18 protein-coding genes are annotated in these 21,206 nt (G+C 71.9%); 9 read left to right on the forward strand and 9 right to left on the reverse strand.

Annotated elements, in window-relative coordinates:
- Positions 1-4 precede the first annotated feature (4 nt).
- Together cydD and ACFWWU_RS02735 are read left to right on the forward strand one after the other, a co-directional pair.
- Entirely contained in the window at positions 5-3,607 is a 3,603-nt protein-coding gene (cydD, locus tag ACFWWU_RS02730; RefSeq protein WP_384138043.1) for a thiol reductant ABC exporter subunit CydD, read from the forward strand.
- Between the two features lie 61 nt (positions 3,608-3,668).
- Positions 3,669-5,381 (forward strand): GAF domain-containing sensor histidine kinase, encoded by a 1,713-nt coding sequence (locus tag ACFWWU_RS02735; RefSeq protein WP_384138045.1) that lies wholly within the window; start codon positions 3,669-3,671, stop codon positions 5,379-5,381.
- 14 nt (positions 5,382-5,395) lie between these two features.
- On the opposite strand, the gene ACFWWU_RS02740 is transcribed toward ACFWWU_RS02735, so the two are convergent.
- Positions 5,396-6,277: a Cof-type HAD-IIB family hydrolase gene (locus ACFWWU_RS02740; protein ID WP_384138047.1), complete on the reverse strand. Its 882-nt coding sequence runs from the start codon at positions 6,275-6,277 to the stop codon at positions 5,396-5,398.
- A gap of 316 nt (positions 6,278-6,593) precedes the next feature.
- Here ACFWWU_RS02740 and ACFWWU_RS02745 point away from each other — a divergent pair, with 316 nt between their 5' ends.
- Entirely contained in the window at positions 6,594-6,959 is a 366-nt protein-coding gene (locus tag ACFWWU_RS02745) for a DUF6083 domain-containing protein (RefSeq protein ID WP_384138049.1), read from the forward strand.
- 36 nt (positions 6,960-6,995) lie between these two features.
- Here ACFWWU_RS02745 and ACFWWU_RS02750 read toward each other — a convergent pair whose 3' ends face one another.
- From ACFWWU_RS02750 to ACFWWU_RS02775, 6 genes are all read right to left on the reverse strand, one after another.
- Positions 6,996-7,898, reverse strand: coding sequence for an LLM class flavin-dependent oxidoreductase (locus ACFWWU_RS02750; protein WP_384138051.1), 903 nt, complete (start codon positions 7,896-7,898; stop codon positions 6,996-6,998).
- 30 nt (positions 7,899-7,928) lie between these two features.
- Positions 7,929-8,381: a hypothetical protein gene (locus ACFWWU_RS02755; RefSeq protein WP_384138053.1), complete on the reverse strand. Its 453-nt coding sequence runs from the start codon at positions 8,379-8,381 to the stop codon at positions 7,929-7,931.
- A gap of 46 nt (positions 8,382-8,427) precedes the next feature.
- Positions 8,428-8,970 (reverse strand): RNA 2'-phosphotransferase, encoded by a 543-nt coding sequence (locus ACFWWU_RS02760; RefSeq protein WP_384138055.1) that lies wholly within the window; start codon positions 8,968-8,970, stop codon positions 8,428-8,430.
- Positions 8,971-9,085: 115 nt separating this feature from the next.
- The gene (locus ACFWWU_RS02765) at positions 9,086-10,015 is read right to left on the reverse strand and encodes a MerR family transcriptional regulator (protein ID WP_384138057.1); all 930 of its coding nucleotides are present in this window, start codon (positions 10,013-10,015) and stop codon (positions 9,086-9,088) included.
- A 92-nt stretch (positions 10,016-10,107) separates the two neighbouring features.
- Entirely contained in the window at positions 10,108-11,949 is a 1,842-nt protein-coding gene (locus ACFWWU_RS02770) for an SDR family oxidoreductase (RefSeq protein ID WP_384138059.1), read from the reverse strand.
- Complete coding sequence (locus ACFWWU_RS02775) at positions 11,949-12,794, reverse strand: M24 family metallopeptidase (RefSeq protein ID WP_384138061.1); 846 nt, start codon at positions 12,792-12,794, stop codon at positions 11,949-11,951. Before ACFWWU_RS02775 ends, ACFWWU_RS02770 begins: the two co-directional genes overlap by 1 nt.
- Positions 12,795-13,068: 274 nt before the next feature.
- On the opposite strand from ACFWWU_RS02775, the gene ACFWWU_RS02780 reads away from it, so the two are divergent.
- The 4 genes from ACFWWU_RS02780 to ACFWWU_RS02795 are packed head-to-tail and all read left to right on the forward strand — an operon-like array spanning position 13,069 to position 16,637.
- Complete coding sequence (locus ACFWWU_RS02780) at positions 13,069-14,034, forward strand: ABC transporter ATP-binding protein (RefSeq protein WP_384138440.1); 966 nt, start codon at positions 13,069-13,071, stop codon at positions 14,032-14,034.
- A complete protein-coding gene (locus ACFWWU_RS02785) occupies positions 14,031-14,942 on the forward strand; it encodes an ABC transporter permease (RefSeq protein WP_384138063.1) in 912 nt (303 codons plus the stop codon). The genes ACFWWU_RS02780 and ACFWWU_RS02785 overlap by 4 nt, the downstream gene beginning before the upstream one ends.
- Before the next feature lie 49 nt (positions 14,943-14,991).
- A complete protein-coding gene (locus ACFWWU_RS02790) occupies positions 14,992-15,903 on the forward strand; it encodes an ABC transporter ATP-binding protein (RefSeq protein WP_384138065.1) in 912 nt (303 codons plus the stop codon).
- Positions 15,904-15,917: 14 nt separating this feature from the next.
- A complete protein-coding gene (locus tag ACFWWU_RS02795; protein ID WP_384138067.1) occupies positions 15,918-16,637 on the forward strand; it encodes an ABC transporter permease in 720 nt (239 codons plus the stop codon).
- Positions 16,638-16,721: 84 nt separating this feature from the next.
- Here ACFWWU_RS02795 and ACFWWU_RS02800 read toward each other — a convergent pair whose 3' ends face one another.
- Together ACFWWU_RS02800 and ACFWWU_RS02805 are read right to left on the reverse strand one after the other, a co-directional pair.
- Positions 16,722-17,960 carry a CynX/NimT family MFS transporter gene (locus ACFWWU_RS02800; RefSeq protein WP_384138443.1) on the reverse strand — a complete coding sequence of 413 codons (1,239 nt, stop codon included), beginning with the start codon at positions 17,958-17,960 and terminating at the stop codon, positions 16,722-16,724.
- A gap of 68 nt (positions 17,961-18,028) precedes the next feature.
- Positions 18,029-18,853: a GntR family transcriptional regulator gene (locus tag ACFWWU_RS02805; protein WP_384138069.1), complete on the reverse strand. Its 825-nt coding sequence runs from the start codon at positions 18,851-18,853 to the stop codon at positions 18,029-18,031.
- A gap of 123 nt (positions 18,854-18,976) precedes the next feature.
- Between ACFWWU_RS02805 and lpdA the strand changes: the two genes are divergently transcribed.
- The gene (gene lpdA, locus ACFWWU_RS02810) at positions 18,977-20,380 is read left to right on the forward strand and encodes a dihydrolipoyl dehydrogenase (protein ID WP_384138071.1); all 1,404 of its coding nucleotides are present in this window, start codon (positions 18,977-18,979) and stop codon (positions 20,378-20,380) included.
- Between the two features lie 95 nt (positions 20,381-20,475).
- The gene (locus ACFWWU_RS02815; protein WP_384138446.1) at positions 20,476-21,093 is read left to right on the forward strand and encodes a rhomboid-like protein; all 618 of its coding nucleotides are present in this window, start codon (positions 20,476-20,478) and stop codon (positions 21,091-21,093) included.
- Positions 21,094-21,206 lie beyond the last annotated feature (113 nt).

Consider the following 21,206-nt stretch of genomic DNA (forward strand, 5'->3'; position numbering starts at 1 on the left):
GGGCATGTTTCACGTGAAACCGATCGATCCGCGTCTGCTCCGGTACGCCCGGGCCACCCGCTTCTTCCTTGCCGCGGTGGTCGTGCTCGGTCTGGCCGGGGCGGCGCTGGTCGTCGCCCAGGCGATGCTCATCGCCGAGATCGTGGTGGGGGCCTTCCAGAAGGGCCTGTCGGTTTCCGATCTGACCACTCCTCTGCTGCTGCTCGCGGGAGTCGCGGTGGCGCGGGGCATTGTCTCCTGGCTGACCGAGCTCGCCGCCCACCGGGCGAGTGCGGCGGTCAAGTCCGAGCTCCGCGGCCGGCTCCTCGCCCGGGCGGCCGCGCTCGGACCCGGGTGGCTGAGCGGCCAGAAGGCGGGTTCGCTGATCGCGCTGGCGACGCGGGGCGTCGACGCGCTCGACGACTACTTCTCCCGCTACCTTCCGCAGCTCGGCCTCGCGGTGGTGGTGCCGGTGGCGGTCCTCGCCCGGATCGTCACCGAGGACTGGGTCTCGGCGGCGATCATCGTCGTCACCCTGCCGCTCATTCCGATCTTCATGATCCTCATCGGCTGGTACACGCAGGCGCGGATGGACCGGCAGTGGAAGCTGCTCTCGCGGCTCTCCGGTCACTTCCTGGACGTCGTGGCGGGCCTGCCCACCCTCAAGATCTTCGGCCGGGCGAAGGCCCAGGCCGAGTCGATCCGCGCGATCACCTCGGAGTACCGGCAGGCGACGATGCGCACCCTGCGGATCGCCTTCATCTCCTCCTTCGCCCTGGAGCTCCTCGCGACCTTGTCGGTCGCGCTCGTCGCCGTGACCATCGGCATGCGGCTCGTCCACGGCGAGCTCGATCTGTACACCGGGCTCGTCATCCTGATCCTGGCGCCCGAGGCCTACTTCCCGTTGCGGCAGGTGGGCGCGCAGTACCACGCGGCGGCCGAAGGGCTCGCGGCGGCGGAGGAGATCTTCGAGGTCCTGGAGCAGCCCGTACGCGGGGGCGGTACGGGGGCGGTTCCGGCCTCCGTACGGCTGGAGCTCGACCGGGTGACCGTGCGGCACGCTGGACGCTCCGAACCGGCCCTCGCCGCGGCGACGCTGACGGTCGAGCCCGGCGAGACGGTGGCCCTGGTCGGCCCGAGCGGTGTCGGGAAGTCGACGCTCCTCGACGTGGTGCTCGGCTTCGTGGCGCCGGAGGAAGGCGGTTCCGTCCGGGTCGGCGGCGAGGACCTCGCGACGCTGGACCTGGAGGGCTGGCGATCGCGGATCGCCTGGGTACCGCAGCGCCCGTACCTCTTCGCGGGGACGATCGCCGAGAACGTACGCCTGGCCCGCCCGGACGCCACCGACGAGGCAGTGCGGGAAGCCCTGCGGGACGCCGGGGCGGACGGGTTCGTCGCGGGGCTGGCCGAGGGGCTCGACACCCCGCTCGGCGAGGACGGTGCCGGACTGTCGGCGGGCCAGCGGCAACGCCTGGCGCTCGCCCGGGCGTTCCTGGCGGACCGGCCGCTGCTGCTGCTCGACGAGCCGACGGCCGCGCTGGACGGCGAGACGGAGGCGGGCGTCGTCGACGCGGTCCGGCGTCTCGCCGCCGGCCGGACGGTCCTGCTGGTGGTCCACCGTCCGGCGCTGCTCGCGGTCGCGGACCGGGTGGTGAGCCTGGTTCCGGCGCCGGCCGGGGAAGTGGGTGCGGCCGCGTCGGAGCCGGTCGGCGTACGCGGCCAGGTGGAAGCGGCGGGAGCGGACCCGGGGGCTCGGTCCGGTGGGGACGGGGTCGTCGGAGGCGTAGCGGACGGCGCGTCGGACGCCGGATCGGGCGGCGTGGCCGACGAGGGAGCCGGAGCGGGCTCCGGGCGGTCGGGACTCGGGCGGGTCCGGGACATGGCCGGTGAGCTCAAGGGACGCATGGCGCTCGCCCTGCTGCTCGGGAGCCTGGCCCTCGGTTCCGCCGTCGGGCTCATGGCCGTGTCCGGCTGGCTCATCTCCCGGGCCTCCGAACAGCCGCCCGTGCTCTATCTGATGATGGCCGTCACCGCCACGCGCGCCTTCGGCATCGGCCGGGCCGTCTTCCGGTACGCCGAACGGCTCGTCTCGCACGACGCCGTGCTCCGGATGCTCGCCGAGCTCCGGGTCTCCGTCTACCGCCGCCTGGAGCGGATCGCCCCGGCGGGGCTGCGCCGCACCCGCCGCGGAGACCTCCTCTCCCGGCTCGTCCAGGACGTCGACGCGCTCCAGGACTACTGGCTTCGCTGGCTTCTCCCGGTGGGCGCCGCCCTCGTCGTGGGCGTCGCCTCCAGCGGGTTCACCGCCTGGCTGCTTCCCGAGGCCGGGGCCGTCCTCGCCGTGGGCCTGCTGGTCGCGGGCGTCGCCGTCCCGGCGGTCGGCGGGGCCTTCGCCCGTCGGGCGGAGCGCCGGCTCGCCCCCGCACGCGGCGCCCTGGCGACGGCCGTCGCCGACCTGCTCCGCGGCTGCGCCGAACTGACGGTCGCGGGCGCGCTGCCCGGCCGGGTCGAGCGGACCCGGACCGCCGACCGGCACCTCACCTCCATCGCCTCCCGGCAGGCCGCGGCCACCGCGCTCGGCGCCGGTCTCTCCGCGCTGGTCTGCGGACTGACCGTCGCGGCCGCCGCACTCGTCGGCGTCCAGGCCGTACGGGACGGGCGGCTCGACGGAGTGGCTCTCGCCGTGGTCGTCCTGACACCGCTCGCCGCCTTCGAGGCCGTGACCGGCCTGCCGCTCGCCGTCCAGTACCGGCAGCGCGTCCGGCACAGCGCCGAGCGTGTCTTCGAGGTGCTCGACGCCCCCGTCCCCGTACACGAGCCCGCCAGGCCCGAGACTCCCCCGGAGAACCCGTTCCCGCTGGAGCTGACGGGGCTTTCCGCCCGGCACGCCGGGCAGGACCGGGCGGCGCTCGCCGACTTCGGGCTCACCCTGGAGGCCGGGCGCCGGGTCGCCGTCGTCGGTGCCTCCGGCTCCGGGAAGACCACGCTCGCCCAGGTGCTGCTGCGGTTCCTGGACGTGGAGAGCGGCATGTACCGGATCGGCGGCGTGCCCGCCTGGGAGCTCGACGGCGACGCGGTCCGGCGGTTCGTCGGGCTCTGCGCCCAGGACGCCCACATCTTCGACAGCTCCGTCCGGGAGAACCTGCGGCTGGCGAAGGTCGGGGCGAGCGACGAGGAACTGCGCGACGCGCTGCGCCGGGCCCGGCTGCTCGACTGGGTGAACGGCCTCCCGGCCGGGCTCGACACCCTCGTGGGCGAGCACGGCTCCCGGCTCTCCGGCGGCCAGCGGCAGCGCCTCGCGCTCGCGCGCGCCCTGCTGGCCGACTTCCCCGTCCTCGTGCTCGACGAGCCGGCCGAACACCTCGACCTGGCCACCGCCGACGCGCTCACCGACGACCTGCTCCGGGCCACGGAGGGTCGCACCACCGTCCTCATCACCCACCGGCTGCACGGGCTCGACGCCGTCGACGAGGTGGTGGTCCTGGCCGAGGGCCGGACCGTGCAGCGCGGCCCGTACGCCGAGCTGGCCGAGACGGAGGGCCCGCTGCGCCGGATGCTGGAGCAGGAGCGGGAGACCGACCTGCTCGTCGTCGGCGCCGGGTCGAGCGGGGCCGCGTCCGGGGCATGAGCGGGGCCGTAGGCCATCGGCCGACTTTTCTCGCCAAATAGGACTAACTAGGCTCAGGCTCATGACCGCCGCCGCGTCCGACGCCTCGGACCCCCTGGAAGCCGCCACTCGGGCCACGCGCAGCCTCCAGGGGCTGTCCACGGAGCTCACCGCCCGCGTACCGCAGCTCCTGGAGGCCATGCGGTCGGTCGGGACGGGGCTCGAACTCCACTCCACCCTCGACCGGATCTGCGAGACCGCCGCCGAACTCGCCGCCGCCCGCTACGCCGCGATCGGGGTCGTCGACGAAGAGGGCAAGGGACTGTCCGACTTCGTCACCTTCGGCGTCGGGGAGGACGTGGCCCGCCGGATCGGACGTCTCCCCGACGGCCACGCCGGGCTGCTCGGCGCGCTGATCCGCGACCCGCAGACCATCCGCCTCGCCGACCTGTCCAGCGACCCGCGCGCGGCCGGCTTCCCGCCGGGGCATCCGCCGATGCGGACCTTCCTCGGCGTACCCATCCGGGTCCAGGGCGAGATCTTCGGCAACCTCTACCTCGCCGAGAAGCACGACGGCGGCGAGTTCAACGACTACGACGTCCACATGGTCAGGGTGCTCGCCACGGAGGCGGGCATCGCCATCGGCAACGCCCGCCTCTACGAGGCCGCCCGGCAGCGCGAACGGTGGATCGACGGCTCGGTCGCCGTCACCACGGCCCTGCTCTCCGGCGGCGACGCGGACGACGCGCTCGCGGTCGTCGCCGAACAGGCGCGCCGGCTTGCCGACGCGGACGCCGGCATCGTGCTGCTGCCCGCCGAGGAGGGGGGCCTGGAGATCGTCGCCGTCTCCTCGCCCCGCGCCACCAAGTCGCTGGGCGTCGTGATCCCGCCCGAGAGCGCCGTGGTCGAACGGCTCCTGGAAGGCGAGGCGGTCTTCGTGGCGGACGTCTCGACGGACCCGCGCATGACCAGTCGGCTGACCTCCGCGTACGGCCCGAGCATGATGCTGCCGCTGCAGAGTGGCGGGCGGGTCCTCGGCGCGCTCGCCACCCCCCGGGTGCGAGGCGCGCGCCCGTTCACGGAGACGGAGCGGACGCTCGCCACGCAGTTCGCCTCACAGGCGGCGCTCGCGCTGATGATGGCGGACGCGCAGCGGGACCGGGAGCGTCTCGCCGTGTTCGAGGACCGTGACCGGATCGCCCGTGACCTGCACGACCTGGTCATCCAACGGCTCTTCGCCACCGGCATGATGCTGGAGAGCGCCCAGCGCAAGTCGATCGTGCCGGCCGTGCGCGAGGGCGTCGGCAAGGCCGTGGACGAGCTGGACGTGACCATTCAGGAGATCCGTACGGCGATCTTCGCGCTCCAGCAGGGTCCCGCCGAAGCCCCGTCGGGGCTGCGCACCCGTGTTCTGCGGGAGATCAACATGGCGGCCGTGCCGCTCGGCTTCAAGCCCGCGCACCGCTTCCTCGGCGTGATCGATTCGGCGGTCGGCGAGCTCACCGGCAAGAACCTCATCGCCGCCCTGCGCGAGGCCCTCTCGAACGCCTTCCGGCACGCCGAGGCGAGCCGCATCGAGGTGGTCGTCGACGCCACGGTCACGCTGCCCGACGGCTCGGCCGGGGTGCGGCTCTCGGTCGCGGACGACGGCGTCGGCATGCCGGAGGGCGGGCGGCGCAGCGGTCTGCGCAACCTGGCACGGCGGGCCGAGTCGCTGGGCGGTGCGAGCTGGTGCGGGCCGGGCCTCGGAGAGGACGGCGGCGGTACGACAGTGGTGTGGGAGGCCCCGCTCTGACGACGGGCGGGTGACTACGGGGTGTCCCGCCGCGCGTCCAGTGCCTCCGCCACGAGCCGCTCGATGACGACGGCCACGCCGTCCTCGTTGTTGCCGACCGTACGGCCGGAGGCGGCGGCGATCACAGCGGGGTGGGCGTTGCCCATCGCGTACGACCGGCCGGCCCAGCTGAGCATCTCGATGTCGTTGGGCATGTCGCCGAAGGCGGCGACCTCCTCGGCCGTGATGCCGCGCTCGGCGCAGCACCGGGCCAGGGTGGAGGCCTTGGAGACGTCGAGGGCGCTGACCTCCAGGAGAGCCGTGGGGCTGGACCGGGTGAAGGAGGCCAGTTCGCCGGCGGACTCCCTGGCCAGGGCCAGGAACGCGTCGGGGTCGAGCTCGGGATGTTGGGCGAGCAGCTTGAGTACCGGGGCGGCGGCGCCCGGAGCCTCCTCGAAGAGGAGCTTCTCGGCGGTGGCGACGGTGGCGCCGGGGTCGAGGAAGAACGGCGGGTAGTCCGGCTCGTAGTGGATGCCGGTGGTGAGCTCGACCGCGAAGGAGGTCCCGGGCGCGGCGGCGCGCAGGGCCCGCACGACGTCGAGGGCGACCGGCCGCTCCAGCGGGCGGACCTCCAGGAAGGTGCCTCCCGCGTGGAGGTCGACGACGGCGGCACCGTTGGCGCAGATGGCCAGGCCGTGGCCGTGGACGTGGTCGCTGACGACGTCCATCCAGCGGGCCGGCCGGCCGGTGACGAAGAAGACCTCGATGCCGGCCCGCTCCGCCGAGGCGAGGGCGGCGATCGTGCGCTCGGAGACGGACTTGTCGTCGCGCAGGAGCGTGCCGTCGAGGTCGGTGGCGATCAGCCGGGTCGCCGGGGTCGCCGGTGCGGAGGAACGCGGAGAGGGGGGAGAGGTCACCGGACCATTGTTCCGCACCGGACGCACGGGCGTGCGAGGAGGTGCACATATGAGTAGGCGAATTCGGTGCCGCGACGCGTCCCGGAGCGTCCTGATCTGGCCGTAAAACGCTCGTTCGGTTCCTGGCGGGCATGGGGAGGATCCCAGGAGAGCTGACGGCATCTCCAGGGGGTGGGGCATGGTCTCGGGCCGGCGGTGTGACGAGTGCGAGGCCTGCGGTGCGCCGTACGGCATATGGATCGCGAGTCTCGGGATGGCGCTCTGCGGGAGCTGTGAGCAGGCCGGATCGGATCATCCGGCGCGTGAGCCGGTGCTGGTGGGCGACGTCCTGGCGGGGATGACCGAGGCCGTGACGCACGCGGCCCGCACCGGGAAGGCCGTGCCGGACGCGCGGAGCTCGTCGCCCGCGACCTGCGGTGCGTGCGGAGCCGGCGCCGCCTGGCACCGGACGGTGCGGGGGCGCTGGGTCATGATCGAGCCGGGGGAGCTGCCCGCCCGGGTGGTTCCGGCGGGCCGGCGCTGGCGCGTGGCGGGCGACGGTACGGCGGTCAACCTCGGCCCCGCCGTACCGTCCGACACCTGCCGGGTCAGCCACTTCGACGTCTGTCCCGGACGGCCCGCGCCGACCGGCTCACCGGTGCTGCTCGCCCTGTGGCGCGGGCACGCCCGGCGCGCGACCTGACCTCAGGCCCCGGCGGGGTCGACCGAGGTGGGCGGCTCAGCCCAGCTGGGAGAGGGCCTCGGTGGCGATCTTCTCGAAGACGGCCTGGTCGGCGGCGAAGTCGGAGTCCGCGATCGGCCAGTGGATCACGATCTCGGTGAAGCCGAGGTCGCGGTGGGTGCCGGCGAAGTCGACGAAGGCGTTCAGCGACTCCAGCGGGCGACCGCGGTCCGGGGTGAAGCCGGTGAGCAGGACCTTGTCGAGCTCGGCCACGTTCCGGCCGGTCTCGGCACACGCCTTGCCGAGCTTCTCGATCTGGCCGCGCAGCGCTTCCACCGACTGCTCAGGGGTGCCCTCTTCGAAGATCTTCGGGTCGCCGGTCGTCACCCACGCCTGCCCGTACCGGGCGGCCAGCCTCAGCCCGCGCGGCCCGGTCGCCGCCACCGCGAACGGCAGTCGCGGGCGCTGGACGCAGCCGGGGATGTTCCGGGCCTCCTCCGCGGAGTAGAACGTGCCCCGGTCCGTCACCGATTCCTCGGTGAGAAGACGGTCGAGCAGCGGCACGAACTCGCCGAACCGGTCGGCCCGCTCCTTCGGCGTCCACGCCTCCTGCCCGAGGGCGGTGGCGTCGAAGCCGTTGCCGCCGGCCCCGATGCCGAGCGTGATCCGGCCCCCGGAGATGTCGTCGAGCGACATCAGGTCCTTGGCGAGGGTCACGGGGTGACGGAAGTTGGGGGAGGTCACGAGCGTGCCCAGACGGAGCCGCTCGGTCGCCGTGGCCGCGGCGGTGAGGGTGGGCAGCGCGCCGAACCACGGGCCGTCGCGGAAGGTGCGCCAGGAGAGGTGGTCGTAGGTGTACGCCGTGTGGAACCCCAGCTCCTCGGCGCGCCGCCACTTCTCGCGGCCTCCCTCGTGCCAACGGTCGATGGGCAGGATGACGGTGCTCAGACGCAGGCTCATGGTCCCGAGCCTACGGCGGTCCGCGGAGGATCAGCGGACGCTGCGGTTCATCCAGGGGGTGAGCGAGCTGTCCGGGATGAGCTCCTTGTGCGTGGTGTCGCCGGGGAGCGGGACGACGAGCCACCAGCCGGGCGGGAAGAACCGGCCCTTCACGTGGGCGAGGCCGCCGAGGACGGAGCGGAGGAAGGCGGGGACCGCGTCTCGGGGCACGTCGGCGAACTCGATGCCGTCCACGGTGATCCTGGCGTCGTCCTCGGGGAAGAGCTGGACGGTGAGCGAGGGGGCGCCGCCCAGTTCGACGTAGGCCTCGTGAGGCAGGGAGCCGTCCGGGTCGAGGACGGCGAACGCGCCGGCGGAGGTGCGCCGGGAGGTCTGGTCCGCGCCGATGTCGTCGGTCACCGTCATCTCCAGGTGGAACTCCTGGGCGATCTCGCGGATCGCGGTGACGGCCGCTTCGGTGGTGGGCAGGTGCGGGTGTGCCATGGGGGCGATCATGCCTCAACCGTTGGGTTCAGGGGGCGGTCGGGGCTCAGGAGGGCAGGCGGAGGAACTCCGGCGGCACGGCGTCGGTCAGCCAGACCCCGTTGGCGCTGACGTGGAAGACGTGTCCCGCGCGGTGCATGGCGCCGGCGTCGACGCTCAGCACGATCGGCCGTCCGCGCCGGGCGCCGACCCGGGTCGCGGTCTCCCGGTCGGGGGAGAGGTGCACGTGGTGGCGGGCCATGGGGCGCAGCCCTTCCGCCCGGATCGCGGTAATCCGGTCCGCGACCGTACCGTGGTAGAGGTACGCGGGCGGTTCGGCGACCGGCAGGTCCAGGTCCACCTCGACGGTGTGGCCCTGGCTGGCGCGGATGCGGGTCCCCTCGATCGCGAAGCGCTTCTTGTCGTTGGTCGCGACGACGTGGTCGAGTTCCTCGCGGGTGATCGGGAAGCCGTGCGCGGCCGTTGCCCGCAGGAGCGTGTCGATGTCGGTCCAGCCCTGCGTGTCGAGGACGAGGCCGATGCGCTCGGGCTGGTGACGCAGATGCTTGGAGAGGTACTTCGACACCTTCACCGTGCGTCGTTCGTCCATTGTTCTCCGATGAATTGAAGCGGACATGTTTGATCCACAGCCAAAGTAGGTTATCCACAGGCTAGTTGGCGTTTCTGTGGACAACGCGGCTGTTATTTAAGGCCTATTGGGCAAGTTAGCTGGATATCTGCCGAGTTGAGGCAAGGGTATCCAATGTCCTTTTATGGACTTCGCGTTCAGTGGCGGCCGTGACGAAGGCCGCGACACCCTCCGCGCCCACCAGATTCTGCACGGCCCGAATCGTGTCGGCGGGCAACCCTACCGAGCGAGGTTCATCGTCCCTCGGCGGCGCTGTGTCAGGCGAGAGGTGGAGCTGGAGGTGCCGGGTCGCCAACAGGCGCATGGCCCGCGCCAGTTCGGCATCGACCGTCTGCTGGGCGAGCGGCCGGAGCCGTCGCACCATCGTCGCCGCCTCGGCCGCGTCCGCGTCCGTCGGGGGCCGATGCTCCAGGTAGCGGGCGAAGACGTGCTCGGTCGTGAACTCCAGGAAGCGGGAGGCGATGTGCTCGACCTGGTCGCGAAGCTCCCGCAGATGCCCGGTGATTGCCGGGAGCGGCACCCCGGCCGCGTACAACTCGACGGCCACGGCGAGCTCCTGCGGGCTCGGTACGAGGTACTCCTCCGCTTCCCGGTCAGGAAGCCGCTCCAGTACGCCGAGCTCGACGGCCTCCCGGATGGCGTCGTCGTCGGGCTTACCGCCGAAGCGGGCGTCCAGCTCCGCGCGGGATATCCGGGCGGCCTCCTCGTCCGTCCACGGCCCGTGGACCTCCGCGACCAGGCCGAGTACCCCGCCGAGGCCCCGGCCGGTGTCCCAGGCCTCCAGGAGCTCCTTGATCGAGGCCAGGGTGTAGCCACGGTCGAGGAGGTCGGCGATCTGGCGCAACCTGGCGAGGTGCGCGTCCCCGTACACGTTGGACCTGCCGCGCCGCTCGGGGCGGGGCAGCAGACCGCGGTCCTGGTAGGCACGGATCGTCCGGACCGTGGCCCCGCTGTGATGCGCGAGGTCCTCGATCCGGTACTCCGGCTGTGCTGACTGCTCGGACAAACCCGCTCCCCACCGCCCGCTTTCCGCACCCCGTCGCCGCGGGGCCCCTCCTGGGAGGGATCGTACGACCGCGCGTCCCTTCCCCGATCCGCCTACGCGGGCGGCTGCCAGCGGGCGAACGCCCGCAGCACGCCCGGGCTCAGCCGGGACAGGGCGTGGATGCCCCGCGCCTCGGGGGTCACCGGGACGACGGCCCGGTCGTGCAGGACCGCCCCCAGGATCGCGTCCGCGACCTTCTCCGGCGGGTAGTTCCGCAGGCCGTAGAGCCGGGACGCCTTCTTCTGGCGCCGTGTCTCCTCCGCCTCGTCCGTGACCCCCGCGAACCGCGTGGTCGCGGTGATGTTGGTGTTGACGATGCCGGGGCAGATCGCGGACACCCCGATGCCCTGGTCGGCCAGCTCGGCGCGCAGGCACTCGCTGAGCATCAGCACGGCCGCCTTCGAGGTGCTGTACGCGGGCAGGGCCCGGGAGGGCTGGAAGGCGGCCGCCGAGGCGGTGTTGACGATGTGACCGCCCTGGCCGCGCGCGGTCATCTGCGCGCCGAAGATCCGGCACCCGTGGATCACGCCCCACAGGTTGACGTCCAGGACCCGCTTCCACTCCTCGCTCGTCGTCTCGAAGAAGGAGCCGGTGAGCCCTATGCCCGCGTTGTTGACCAGGACGTCGACGATCCCGTACTCGCTCGCCACCTTCGCGGCCAGCTTCTCCATCGCCTGCTCGTCGGCGACGTCGACGGTCTCGCTCCAGGCCTCGGGAGCGCCGATGAGCCGGGCCATCTCGGCCGTACGGCCCGCGCCCTCGGCGTCCCGGTCCACGGCCACGACCCGGGCACCGGCCTCCGCGAACGCGAAGGCGGTGGCCCGACCGATGCCGCTGGCGGCCCCGGTCACCAGGACCAGCTGCCCGCCGAACCGCTCCGCGTACTCGGGCTTCAACCCACTCCTCGCCGCCGTCGCCGCGACGGTCCGGCGAGCACCCGAAGCCCCGGTCGCCGGGTCCTCGTTGGCCCGGACGAACTCGGCGATCCAGGCCGACAGCTGGTCCGGCCGGGTGCGCGGCACCCAGTGCTTGGCGGGCAGGGTGCGCCGGGTCAGGTCCGGCACCCAGGTGCCCAGGTCGTCGTAGAGCCGCTCGGAGAGGAAGGCGTCACCGGTCGGCGTGATCAGTTGCACGGGCACGTGCGCGTACGCGTCGGGGCGCGGCCTGCCGAGACGGGCGCGGACGTTGTCCCGGTAGAGCCAGGCGCCGTGCGCCGCGTCGCTCGGCAGCGAGGGCGTCGGGTAGTCGCCGGTCGGGACCTTCTCGACGCGCTCCAGGATCTTCGGCCAGCGCTTGCCGAGCGGCCCGCGCCAGGCGAGCTCCGGCAGCACCGGCGTGTGCAGCAGGTACACGTACCAGGACTTGGCGCCCTGGCCGAGGAGCTGCCCGACGCGACGGGGGGTGGGCCGGGTCATGCGCTGCTTGATCCAGTGCCCGAAGTGGTCGAGGCTCGGCCCCGACATCGAGGTGAAGGAGGCGATCCGTCCCTCGGTGCGGGGGACGGTGACGAACTCCCAGGACTGCACCGAGCCCCAGTCGTGGCCGACGAGATGGACCGGCCGGTCCGGGCTGACGGCGTCGGCGACCGCGAGGAAGTCGTCCGTCAGCTTCTCCAGGGTGAAGCCGCCGCGCAGCGGGGCCGGCGCCGTCGACCGGCCGTGGCCCCGGACGTCGTACAGCACCACGTGGAACTCCTCGGCCAGCCGGGCCGCGACCTGCGACCAGACCTCCTTGGAGTCCGGGTAGCCGTGCACGAGCACCACGGTCGGCCGGTCCGTGTCACCGAGCTCGGCGACACACAGCTCGACCCCGCCCGTACGGACCCAGCGCTCCCGCGCGCCCTTGAGCCCTGCCCGCGTGGACCCCGCGTCGTTGAGCCCAGCGATTCCCGCCATCAGACCGCCCCCTCGTTCCAGCGCCGCACGTGCGGCAGATCGTCGTCCAGCCAGAACGCGCTCTGCTCGGGATCCTTCGAGTCGGTGACGACCAGGATCTCCTCGAACTTCGCGCCCGTCCCCCGGAATCCGAGGTGCGGCTCGACCGCCCACAGCCCGGGTACGGGCGGGTGGTCGGAGAACGTGTACGGCGACCAGAGCGGCGACCAGCCGTCCCGGTGGCCGTGGATCGCGTCGCTCGCCAGGCCCTTGATCGCCTGCGTGCCGAAGCCGAAGAGCGTCGGCGACCAGCGGCGCTCCTTCACCCGGTCGATCTTGTGGGCGATGACGCCGAAGGGGTAGGCCCGGTGCCGGTTCGCGTACCCCTGGCGGACCATGAGCCGGTCCACGTCCTCGTATATCTCGCGCAGCGTACGGCGCTCGCGGACCTCGCGGAGTATCAGCTCGCGGTGGTCGCGGAGGTCGGCGAGCAGCTTGTCGTGCAGGGGGTTGAGGCCCAGGCAGCCGCTGTAGCCGACGTCGGCGGTGTGGCCCTTGTAGACCGGCGCCATGTCGAGGATGAACGGCATCCCCGCCTCCAGGCGGCGGTTCGTCGGGAAGAACTGCAGGGGGATCTTGAAGTCCACGAAGGCCGTGCGGTCCCCGAACCAGGCGAACGGCCGGTGGAACCAGTCCCGCACCCCGCGCTCGTACAGCCATTCCCGCTGCATCCGGGCGGCCTCGCGCTCGGTCACGCCCGGCTTGAGCTGCGCCGCGACGGCTTCCGCGCACTCGTAGGAGAGCCGCTGCACTTCCCTGAACCCCCGCAACTCCGCGGAGAGTTCGCCTGTCACTGCTGAGCCCATGCCATCCGCCGTCCCGTGTGAGCGCCCGATCGCACTACGCGTCCGTAACTTGACACCGATGAATGTGACAATGCCCGACGGCTGAGTCAAGAGGTCGGACACCAGCCTGTGGAAAAGGTCGGGCCATGGCCTGTGGAAAAGGTCGTGGGAAAGGCCGTGAAAAAGACTTTCGTCGCGAGCCCCCTACGGGCTTGTACTCCTCTGGTCGGAGAAGGATCGAGCCGTTGGGCTGACGACCGCTGTGGCGCGCACCACTACCGTCGTCACTGTGACTGTGATCGCGACCGAAAGCCTCAGCAAGCGGTTCCCCCGGGTGACCGCTCTTGACCGGCTCTCCCTGGACATCGGGCCCGGTGTGACCGGACTCGTGGGTGCCAACGGAGCCGGCAAGTCCACCATGATCAAGATTCTGCTCGGACTCTCCCCCGCCACGGAGGGCCGCGCCGAGGTGCTCGGCCTCGACGTCAGCACCTCCGGCGCGCAGATCCGCGAGCAGGTCGGCTACATGCCGGAGCACGACTGCCTGCCCCCGGACGTCTCGGCCACCGAGTTCGTCGTCCACATGGCGCGGATGTCGGGCCTGCCCGCGACCGCCGCCCGGGAGCGGACCGCCGACACCCTCCGCCACGTCGGCCTGTACGAGGAGCGCTACCGCCCCATCGGCGGCTACTCGACGGGCATGAAACAGCGGGTGAAGCTCGCGCAGGCCCTCGTCCACGACCCGAAGCTGGTCCTCCTCGACGAGCCGACCAACGGCCTCGACCCGGTCGGCCGCGACGAGATGCTCGGACTGATCCGCCGCGTCTGGACCGACTTCGGCATCTCCGTCCTCGTGACCTCGCATCTCCTCGGCGAGCTGGAGCGCACCTGCGACCACGTCGTCGTCATCGACGGCGGGCAGCTGCTCCGCTCCAGCTCCACCAGCGACTTCACCCGGACCACCACCACGCTCGCGGTCGAGGTCACCGACTCCGACGCCCACCCCGACGGCACGGGGGCGCTCCGCGCGGCCCTCGCCGGCGCCGGCGTCACCCTCCACGCGGGTGTGGAGGACGGCCTGCCCGGCGCCGGTCACATCCTGCTCCTGGAGGCGGCCGGCGAGGAGACGTACGACCTCGTGCGGGACACCGTCGCCGGTCTCGGCCTCGGGCTCGTCCGCATGGAACAGCGCCGCCACCACATCGCCGAGGTCTTCCGGCCCGAGACGCCCCCGCGGCACGAGGAGGTGCCGGCCCGATGAGCACCCAGCTGCCCCACCCCTCCCAGGCCGCTCCCGACACGACGCAGATCCACAACATCGGCTACCGGTCCTACGACGGACCGCGCCTCGGCCGGGCCTACGCGCGCCGGTCGCTCTTCTCGCAGTCCCTGCGCGGTGCCTACGGCCTCGGCCGCAGCGCCAAGTCGAAGGTGCTGCCGATGCTCCTCTTCGCCGTGATGTGCGTCCCCGCGCTGATCCTCGTCGCGGTCGCCGTGGTCGGGAAGCAGTCCAAGCTCTCGATCGAGTACACGCAGTACGCGATCTACCTCCAGGTCGTCATCAGCATCTACCTGGCCTCGCAGGCACCGCAGTCCGTCTCCCGGGACCTCCGGTTCCGGACGGTGCCGCTGTACTTCTCCCGCCCGATCGAGCGCGCGGACTACGTCCTCGCCAAGCTCGGCGCGATGGCCTCGGCGCTCTTCATTCTGACCGCCTCGCCGCTGCTGATCCTCTGGATCGGCTCGCTGCTCGCCAAGATGGACTTCGCCGAGCAGACCAAGATGTTCGGCCAAGGGCTCGTCTCCGTGGCGCTGCTCTCGGTGCTCTTCGGCGGCATCGGACTCGTCATGGCGGCCCTCACCCCGCGCCGCGGCTTCGGAGTCGCCGCCGTGATCGCCGTCCTGACCGTCTCGTACGGGGCGGTCTCCACCCTCATGGGCATCGCCTTCGCCACCGACAACGGCGGGGCCATCCAGTGGCTCGGCCTCTTCTCGCCGATGACGCTCATCGACGGCGTGCAGAGCGCCTTCCTGGGCGCCCCTCCGGGCTTCCCCGAGCTCGGGGGTCCGAGCACCGGTGCCGGTGTGGTCTACGTGCTGGTCGTCCTCGCGCTCATCGCCGGCTCGTACGGCATCCTGATGCGCCGCTACCGAAAGGTCGGGCTGTGACCGCCCTCCCGTCGCCCGCCGCCACCGCTCAAAGGAAGGGGCTGCGCCCATGAGCACCCTCTCCATCGACCACGTCTCCCGCTGGTTCGGAAACGTCGTGGCCGTGAACGACGTCACGATGTCGGTGGGCCCGGGCGTCACCGGCCTCCTCGGCCCGAACGGCGCAGGGAAGTCCACCCTGATCAACATGATGGGCGGCTTCCTCGACCCCTCCACCGGCAGCGTCACGCTCGACGGGCAGAAGATCTGGGGGAACGAGTCCGTCTACCGCCAGATCGGCGTCGTCCCTGAGCGGGAGGCGATGTACGACTTCCTGACCGGTCGCGAGTTCGTCGTGGCCAACGCGGAGCTCCAGGGCCTCGGCGACAAGGAGGCCCAGGCGGCCCTCGCCACGGTCGAGATGGAGTACGCCCAGGACCGCAAGATCTCCACGTACAGCAAGGGCATGCGCCAGCGCGTGAAGATGGCCTCGGCCCTCGTGCACGAGCCGTCCGTGCTCCTCCTGGACGAGCCGTTCAACGGCATGGACCCGCGCCAGCGGATGCAGTTGATGGACCTGCTGCGGCGGATGGGCGCGGAGGGCCGCACGGTCCTCTTCTCCTCGCACATCCTGGAGGAGGTCGAGCAGCTCGCCTCCCACATCGAGGTGATCGTGGCCGGGCGGCACGCGGCCTCCGGCGACTTCCGCAAGATCCGCCGGCTCATGACGGACCGGCCGCACCGCTATCTCGTCCGCTCCAGCGACGACCGGGCGCTGGCCGCCGCGCTGATCGCCGACCCGTCCACGGCCGGGATCGAGGTCGACCTGGTGGAAGGCGGACTGCGCGTCCAGGCGGTGGACTTCCGGCGGTTCACGGAGCTGCTGCCCAGGGTCGCGAAGGACCAGGGCATCCGCCTCCTGACGGTCTCGCCCTCGGACGAGTCCCTCGAATCGGTCTTCTCGTACCTCGTCGCGGCCTGAAAGGAGCCTGACCGATGTACAACCCCACAGTCGCCCGGCTCACCTACCGGGCCCTCCTCGGCCGCCGGCGGGCGATGATCCTCTTCCTGCTGCCCGCCCTGCTGGTGCTCATCGCGGCGGCGGTCCGCGCCTTCAACGGCGCGGACGACCAGGTCGCCGCCGACGTCCTGGGCGGCTTCGCGCTGGCCACGATGGTGCCGCTGATCGGCGTGATCGCCGGGACCGGCGCGATCGGGCCCGAGATCGACGACGGCTCGATCGTCTACCTGCTGTCCAAGCCGGTGAAGCGGTCCTCGATCATCTTCACGAAGCTCATCGTGGCGATCGCCGTGACCATGGTCTTCTCGGCGGTGCCGACGTTCATCGCCGGATTCGTCCTCAACGGCAACGGCCAGCAGGTGGCGGTCGCGTACACGGTGGCGGCCCTGGTGGCCTCCATCGCCTACAGCGCGCTGTTCCTGCTGCTCGGCACGGTCAGCCGGCACGCGGTGGTCATCGGCCTCGTCTACGCGCTGGTCTGGGAGACCCTCTTCGGCTCCCTGATCTCCGGTGCCAAGACCCTGAGCGTCCAGCAGTGGTCGCTCGCCCTCGCGGAGAAGGTCACCGGTGACGGTCTGATCGACTCCGAGGTCGGTCTCACCACGGCGACCGTCCTCCTCGTGGCGGTCACGGTCGTGGCGACCTGGTTCGCCGGCCACAAGCTGCGGACGCTGACCCTGGCGGGCGAGGAGTAGGCCCAGGCCCACGCGGAGTCGGTACGGCTCCGAAGGTCGTCGCACGGCTCCGGGAGGCCCTCCCGGAGCCGTACCGCCACCCCCTCAGACCACCCGGTCCCGGGCCGCGAGGAGACCCACGGCGAGGGCCACCGCGCAGACGCCCAGGACCAGGGCGATTGGCAGGGTCCATGAGCCGGTGGCCTGGTGCAGGGCGCCGGCGGCCAGCGGCCCCGCCGCGCCGAGCAGATAGCCGACCGCCTGAGCCATCCCGGACAGCCGGGACGCGGTCGCCGCGTCCCCCGAGCGCAGCACGATCAGGGTCAGGGCGAGGCCCAGCGCACCGCCCTGACCGACGCCGAGGACACCCGACCAGAGCCAGGCGCCCTCGACCGGCGCGACGAGCAGACCGACGTAACCGGCCGCGACCAGCGCCGTGACCAGGACGATCAGCGGCCGCTGACTCCGCGTCCGGCCGGCGAGCAGCGGCACCGCGAAGGCGCCCACGATCTGGGTGAGGGTGTTGAAGGCGAAGACCACCCCGGCCGTGGAGCGGCTCATCCCGTGGTCGGTGAAGATCGTCGGCATCCAGGCGATCAGCACGTACGTCCAGACCGATTGCATGCCCATGAACAGGGTCACCTGCCAGGCCAGCGGCGAGCGCCAGAGGCTCACCGGGCGGGCGTCGCCGGCCGGGACGGCCCGTACAGCGTGGCCCGTACGGTCCCTGGCGATCACCACCTGCGGCAGCCAGGCCGCCGCCGCGACCATGGCGAGCAGCGACCAGACGCCGAGCGAGGCCTTCCAGCCGCCGCCGAGGGCTTCCTCCAGAGGCACGGCGGCCGCCGCGGCCACCGTCGCGCCGGCGATCATCGCGCCCGTGTAGACGGAGGTCATCGCCGCGGCCCGGTCCGGGAAGTCCCGCTTGATCAGGCCGGGCATCAGGACGTTGAGCAGGGCGATCGCGGTGCCGACGAGGATCCCGCCGCCGTACAGCGCGTACACGGACGGCAGCACGCGCGCGAGGATGCCGACGGCGAGCAGGAGGAGCGCGGCGAACAGCACCCGCTCGGCGCCGAAGCGGCGCCCCAGCCACGGCGCGACCAGCGCGCCCAAGCCCAGGAAGAGCACCGGGACCGAGGTGACGAGCGAGCTCGCCGTCGAGGAGAGACCGAGGGCGGTGGAGATCTCGCCCACCAGGGGCGCCACGCTCGCCAGCGAGGCCCGCATGTTCAGCGAGGCCAGCACGATGCCGATGAGGAGCACCGCCGGGTGGGCGAGCCGTGCGCGCCGGGCCGCCACTCCCTCGGCCGGGGCGACTACCCCGGCCCCGGCGCCGACCAGCACGCCCACCGGCCGCTGCGCCGGGCCTCCCGCGGAGCGGGTCTCGTCCGGCGTCCGTATCTCCCCGCTCACCGGCTCTCCCCCGCGTTCCCCGCGTTCCCCGTGTCCCCTGGCTTCCCGGCGCTCCCCGCGTTCCCTGTGTCCCCCGGCTTCCCGGCGTTCCTCGTGTCCCCCGGCTTCCCCGCGTTCCCCGCCTTCCTCGTGCGCCCCAGCCGCTCCTGTTCGTCCGTCAGCGCCACGACCGCCTCCATCGGCACCCGCAGCAGCTCCCGTGCCTGACGCTCCGCCTCCTCCGGGTCGCCCGCCTCGATCGCCGCCGCCAGGGCCTCGTGGGCCTCCATGTCGACCGGCGGCATCTCCCGGTCGCCGAGCGCCTCCACCAGCACCTCGTGCACCTGCGCCGAGAAGAAGCGGTACACCTCGACGAAGGTCGCGTTGTGCGTCGCGCCCACGACCGCCAGGTGGAAGGCGAGGTCCGCGTCCGCGTCCCGGTCGCCCTCCTCCCGCAGGGTGGTGAGGGCCGCCCGCAGCCGCAACAGGTCGTGGGTGTCCCGGCGCACCGCCGCGAGCCGGGCCGCCTCCGCTTCCAGGGCGATCCGCAGCTCGATCACGTCCGCCGCGCCCGCGTGGCGCATCCCGGACAGGACGGCGGCGGGATCGGCGGTCGACCTGACGAAGGTGCCGTTGCCCTGCCGGGACTCCAGGAGACCGGCGTGGACGAGGACCCGGACCGCCTCGCGGACGGTGTTGCGGCCCACGCCGAGCTGCTGGGCGAGCTCGTGCTCGGTGGGGATGCGGTCGCCCACCGCCCACTCCCCGTCCGTGAGCTGCGCCCGCAGCTGTTCCACGACGGAGTCCACCAGCGAGGTCCGCCCCGCCGCCTTGAGTGCCATGCCGTTCCGACCCCTCTATTCGCCCGGTTGCCCAGTCATCCTACAACTGACCATGTGGGGGACACCGGACTACTGTGGGCCCGTACGCGGACCGAACACCCTCACCACCCTCGGGAGTCAGTCATGTCAGACCGCTTCGACGTCGTCGTACTCGGAGCTGGCCCCGGCGGCTACGTCGCCGCCATCCGCGCCGCCCAGCTGGGCAAGCGGGTCGCGGTCGTCGAGGAGAAGTACTGGGGCGGTGTCTGCCTGAACGTCGGCTGCATCCCCACCAAGGCGCTGCTGCGCAACGCCGAACTCGCCCACATCTTCAACCACGAGGCCAAGACCTTCGGCATCAAGGTCGACGGCTCGGTCACCTTCGACTACGGCGACGCCTTCCGCCGCAGCCGCTCGGTCGCGGACGGCCGGGTCAAGGGCGTCCACTTCCTCATGAAGAAGAACGGGATCACCGAGTTCAACGGCCGGGGCACCTTCCTCGACGCGAACACCCTCCAGGTGGCCAAGGCCGACGGCACCTCGGAGACGATCACCTTCGACAACTGCATCATTGCCACCGGCGCCACCCCGCGCCTGCTGCCGGGCACCGCCCGCAGCGAGCGCGTCGTGTCGTACGAGGAGCAGATCCTCGCCGAGGACGCCCCGAAGTCGATCGTCATCGCCGGCGCAGGCGCGATCGGCATCGAGTTCGCGTACGTGCTGAACAACTACGGCACCAAGGTCACGATCGTCGAGTTCCTCGACCGCATCGCCCCGCTGGAGGACGAGGAGGTCTCCAAGGAGCTGGCGAAGCAGTACCGCAAGCTCGGCATCGACGTCCTGACCTCCACCCGTGTCGAGACCATCGACGAGTCCGGCCCGCAGGTCCGCGTCACCGTCACCGGCAAGGACGGGGTCCAGAAGGTCCTGGAGGCCGACAAGGTCCTCCAGGCCATCGGCTTCGCCCCGAACATCACCGGCTACGGCCTGGAGGCCACCGGTGTCGCGCTGACCGAGCGCGGCGCGATCGACGTCGACGGCCGCTGCCGCACCTCCGTGCCGCACATCTACGCCATCGGTGACGTGACCGCGAAGCTGATGCTCGCGCACACCGCCGAGGCCATGGGCGTCATCGCGGCCGAGACCATCGGGGACGCCGAGACGATGGAGCTCGACTACCCGATGATCCCGCGCGCGACCTACTGCCAGCCGCAGATCGCCAGCTTCGGCTGGACCGAGGCGCAGGCCCGCGAGAAGGGCTTCGACGTCAAGGTCGCCAAGTTCCCGTTCGTCGCGAACGGCAAGGCGCACGGTCTCGGCGACGCCACGGGCTTCGTCAAGATCATCGCCGACGGTACGCACGGCGAGATCATCGGCGCCCACCTGATCGGCCCCGACGTCACCGAGCTGCTCCCCGAGCTGACGCTGGCCCAGCAGTGGGACCTCACGGTCCACGAGGTCGCGCGGAACGTCCACGCGCACCCGACGCTGGGCGAGGCCGTGAAGGAAGCGATCCACGGCATTGCCGGACACATGATCAATTTCTGAGGTTTCTCATGGTTCCGGGTGATAGGCACTGAAAGGTGCCGAACACGGAATCCCCGGACAGCGACACCTCGCCGGGTGGCGAACCATCCCGACCGATCAGGTCGTGGGTGCGTTCGTCACCCGGTACGCATGTCTGGCTGCTGGTCATCGCGATCACGAGCCTCGTCATCGCGCTCTCCCCTGACGGCCTGGAGAGCTATCTCCTCCACCGCAACAGCAGCAACCTCCACCAGCTCGCGCACCACCCGGTGCGGGCTCTGCTCGGCAGCGCGTTCTGGATCGAGGACCCGGCGGACCTGCTGCTCTACGCGGTCCTCTTCGAGCTCTTCCACGCCCCGGTGGAGCGGTGGCTCTCCACACCGAAGTGGCTCTTGACCGTGGCCACGGCGCACATCGCGGCGACCCTCGTCAGCCAGCAGGTCGTCCTGGACGCCATCCGCGACCACGACGTGCCGCGCAGCATGGCGCACGTCGTCGACATCGGGGTCAGCTACGGGCTCGCCGCCTCCGTGGGCATCCTGACCTACCGGCTGCCCCGCCCCTGGCGCTGGTTCTACCTCGTGGGAGCCGTCGCCTTCTTCCTCGTACCGCTGGTGACCGGCCGCACGTACACCGACCTCGGGCACGCGATCTCCCTGGCGATCGGCCTCGCCTGCTACCCGCTGACCCGCGGAAAACCAGTCGCTCCCGAACTGCGGTCCGGCGCACACTAGTCGTGCGGGAGGAACGGGGGATCTCCCGGAAGCGGCCGCTTCGAGCGCGCGTACGTGTACGTCCGCGCGAGGCCGTGAACGTCGAAGGCCCGCTCCCTTGAGGGGAGCGGGCC

Origin of the sequence: Streptomyces sp. NPDC058650 (genome assembly GCF_042717315.1) — a bacterium.
Classification (GTDB): domain Bacteria; phylum Actinomycetota; class Actinomycetes; order Streptomycetales; family Streptomycetaceae; genus Streptomyces.

Excerpts from the sequence above, each read along its gene's own strand:
- ACFWWU_RS02805 (WP_384138069.1), bottom strand. The coding sequence starts at position 18,853 with ATGGCACTCAAGGCGGCGGGGCGGACCTCGCTGGTGGACTCCGTCGTG.
- ACFWWU_RS02785 (WP_384138063.1), top strand. The coding sequence starts at position 14,031 with ATGAGCACCCAGCTGCCCCACCCCTCCCAGGCCGCTCCCGACACGACG.
- ACFWWU_RS02750 (WP_384138051.1), bottom strand. The coding sequence starts at position 7,898 with ATGAGCCTGCGTCTGAGCACCGTCATCCTGCCCATCGACCGTTGGCAC.
- ACFWWU_RS02735 (WP_384138045.1), top strand. The coding sequence starts at position 3,669 with ATGACCGCCGCCGCGTCCGACGCCTCGGACCCCCTGGAAGCCGCCACT.
- lpdA (WP_384138071.1), top strand. The coding sequence starts at position 18,977 with ATGTCAGACCGCTTCGACGTCGTCGTACTCGGAGCTGGCCCCGGCGGC.
- ACFWWU_RS02755 (WP_384138053.1), bottom strand. The coding sequence starts at position 8,381 with ATGGCACACCCGCACCTGCCCACCACCGAAGCGGCCGTCACCGCGATC.
- ACFWWU_RS02795 (WP_384138067.1), top strand. The coding sequence starts at position 15,918 with ATGTACAACCCCACAGTCGCCCGGCTCACCTACCGGGCCCTCCTCGGC.
- ACFWWU_RS02760 (WP_384138055.1), bottom strand. The coding sequence starts at position 8,970 with ATGGACGAACGACGCACGGTGAAGGTGTCGAAGTACCTCTCCAAGCAT.
- ACFWWU_RS02770 (WP_384138059.1), bottom strand. The coding sequence starts at position 11,949 with ATGGCGGGAATCGCTGGGCTCAACGACGCGGGGTCCACGCGGGCAGGG.
- ACFWWU_RS02790 (WP_384138065.1), top strand. The coding sequence starts at position 14,992 with ATGAGCACCCTCTCCATCGACCACGTCTCCCGCTGGTTCGGAAACGTC.
- ACFWWU_RS02775 (WP_384138061.1), bottom strand. The coding sequence starts at position 12,794 with ATGGGCTCAGCAGTGACAGGCGAACTCTCCGCGGAGTTGCGGGGGTTC.
- cydD (WP_384138043.1), top strand. The coding sequence starts at position 5 with ATGTTTCACGTGAAACCGATCGATCCGCGTCTGCTCCGGTACGCCCGG.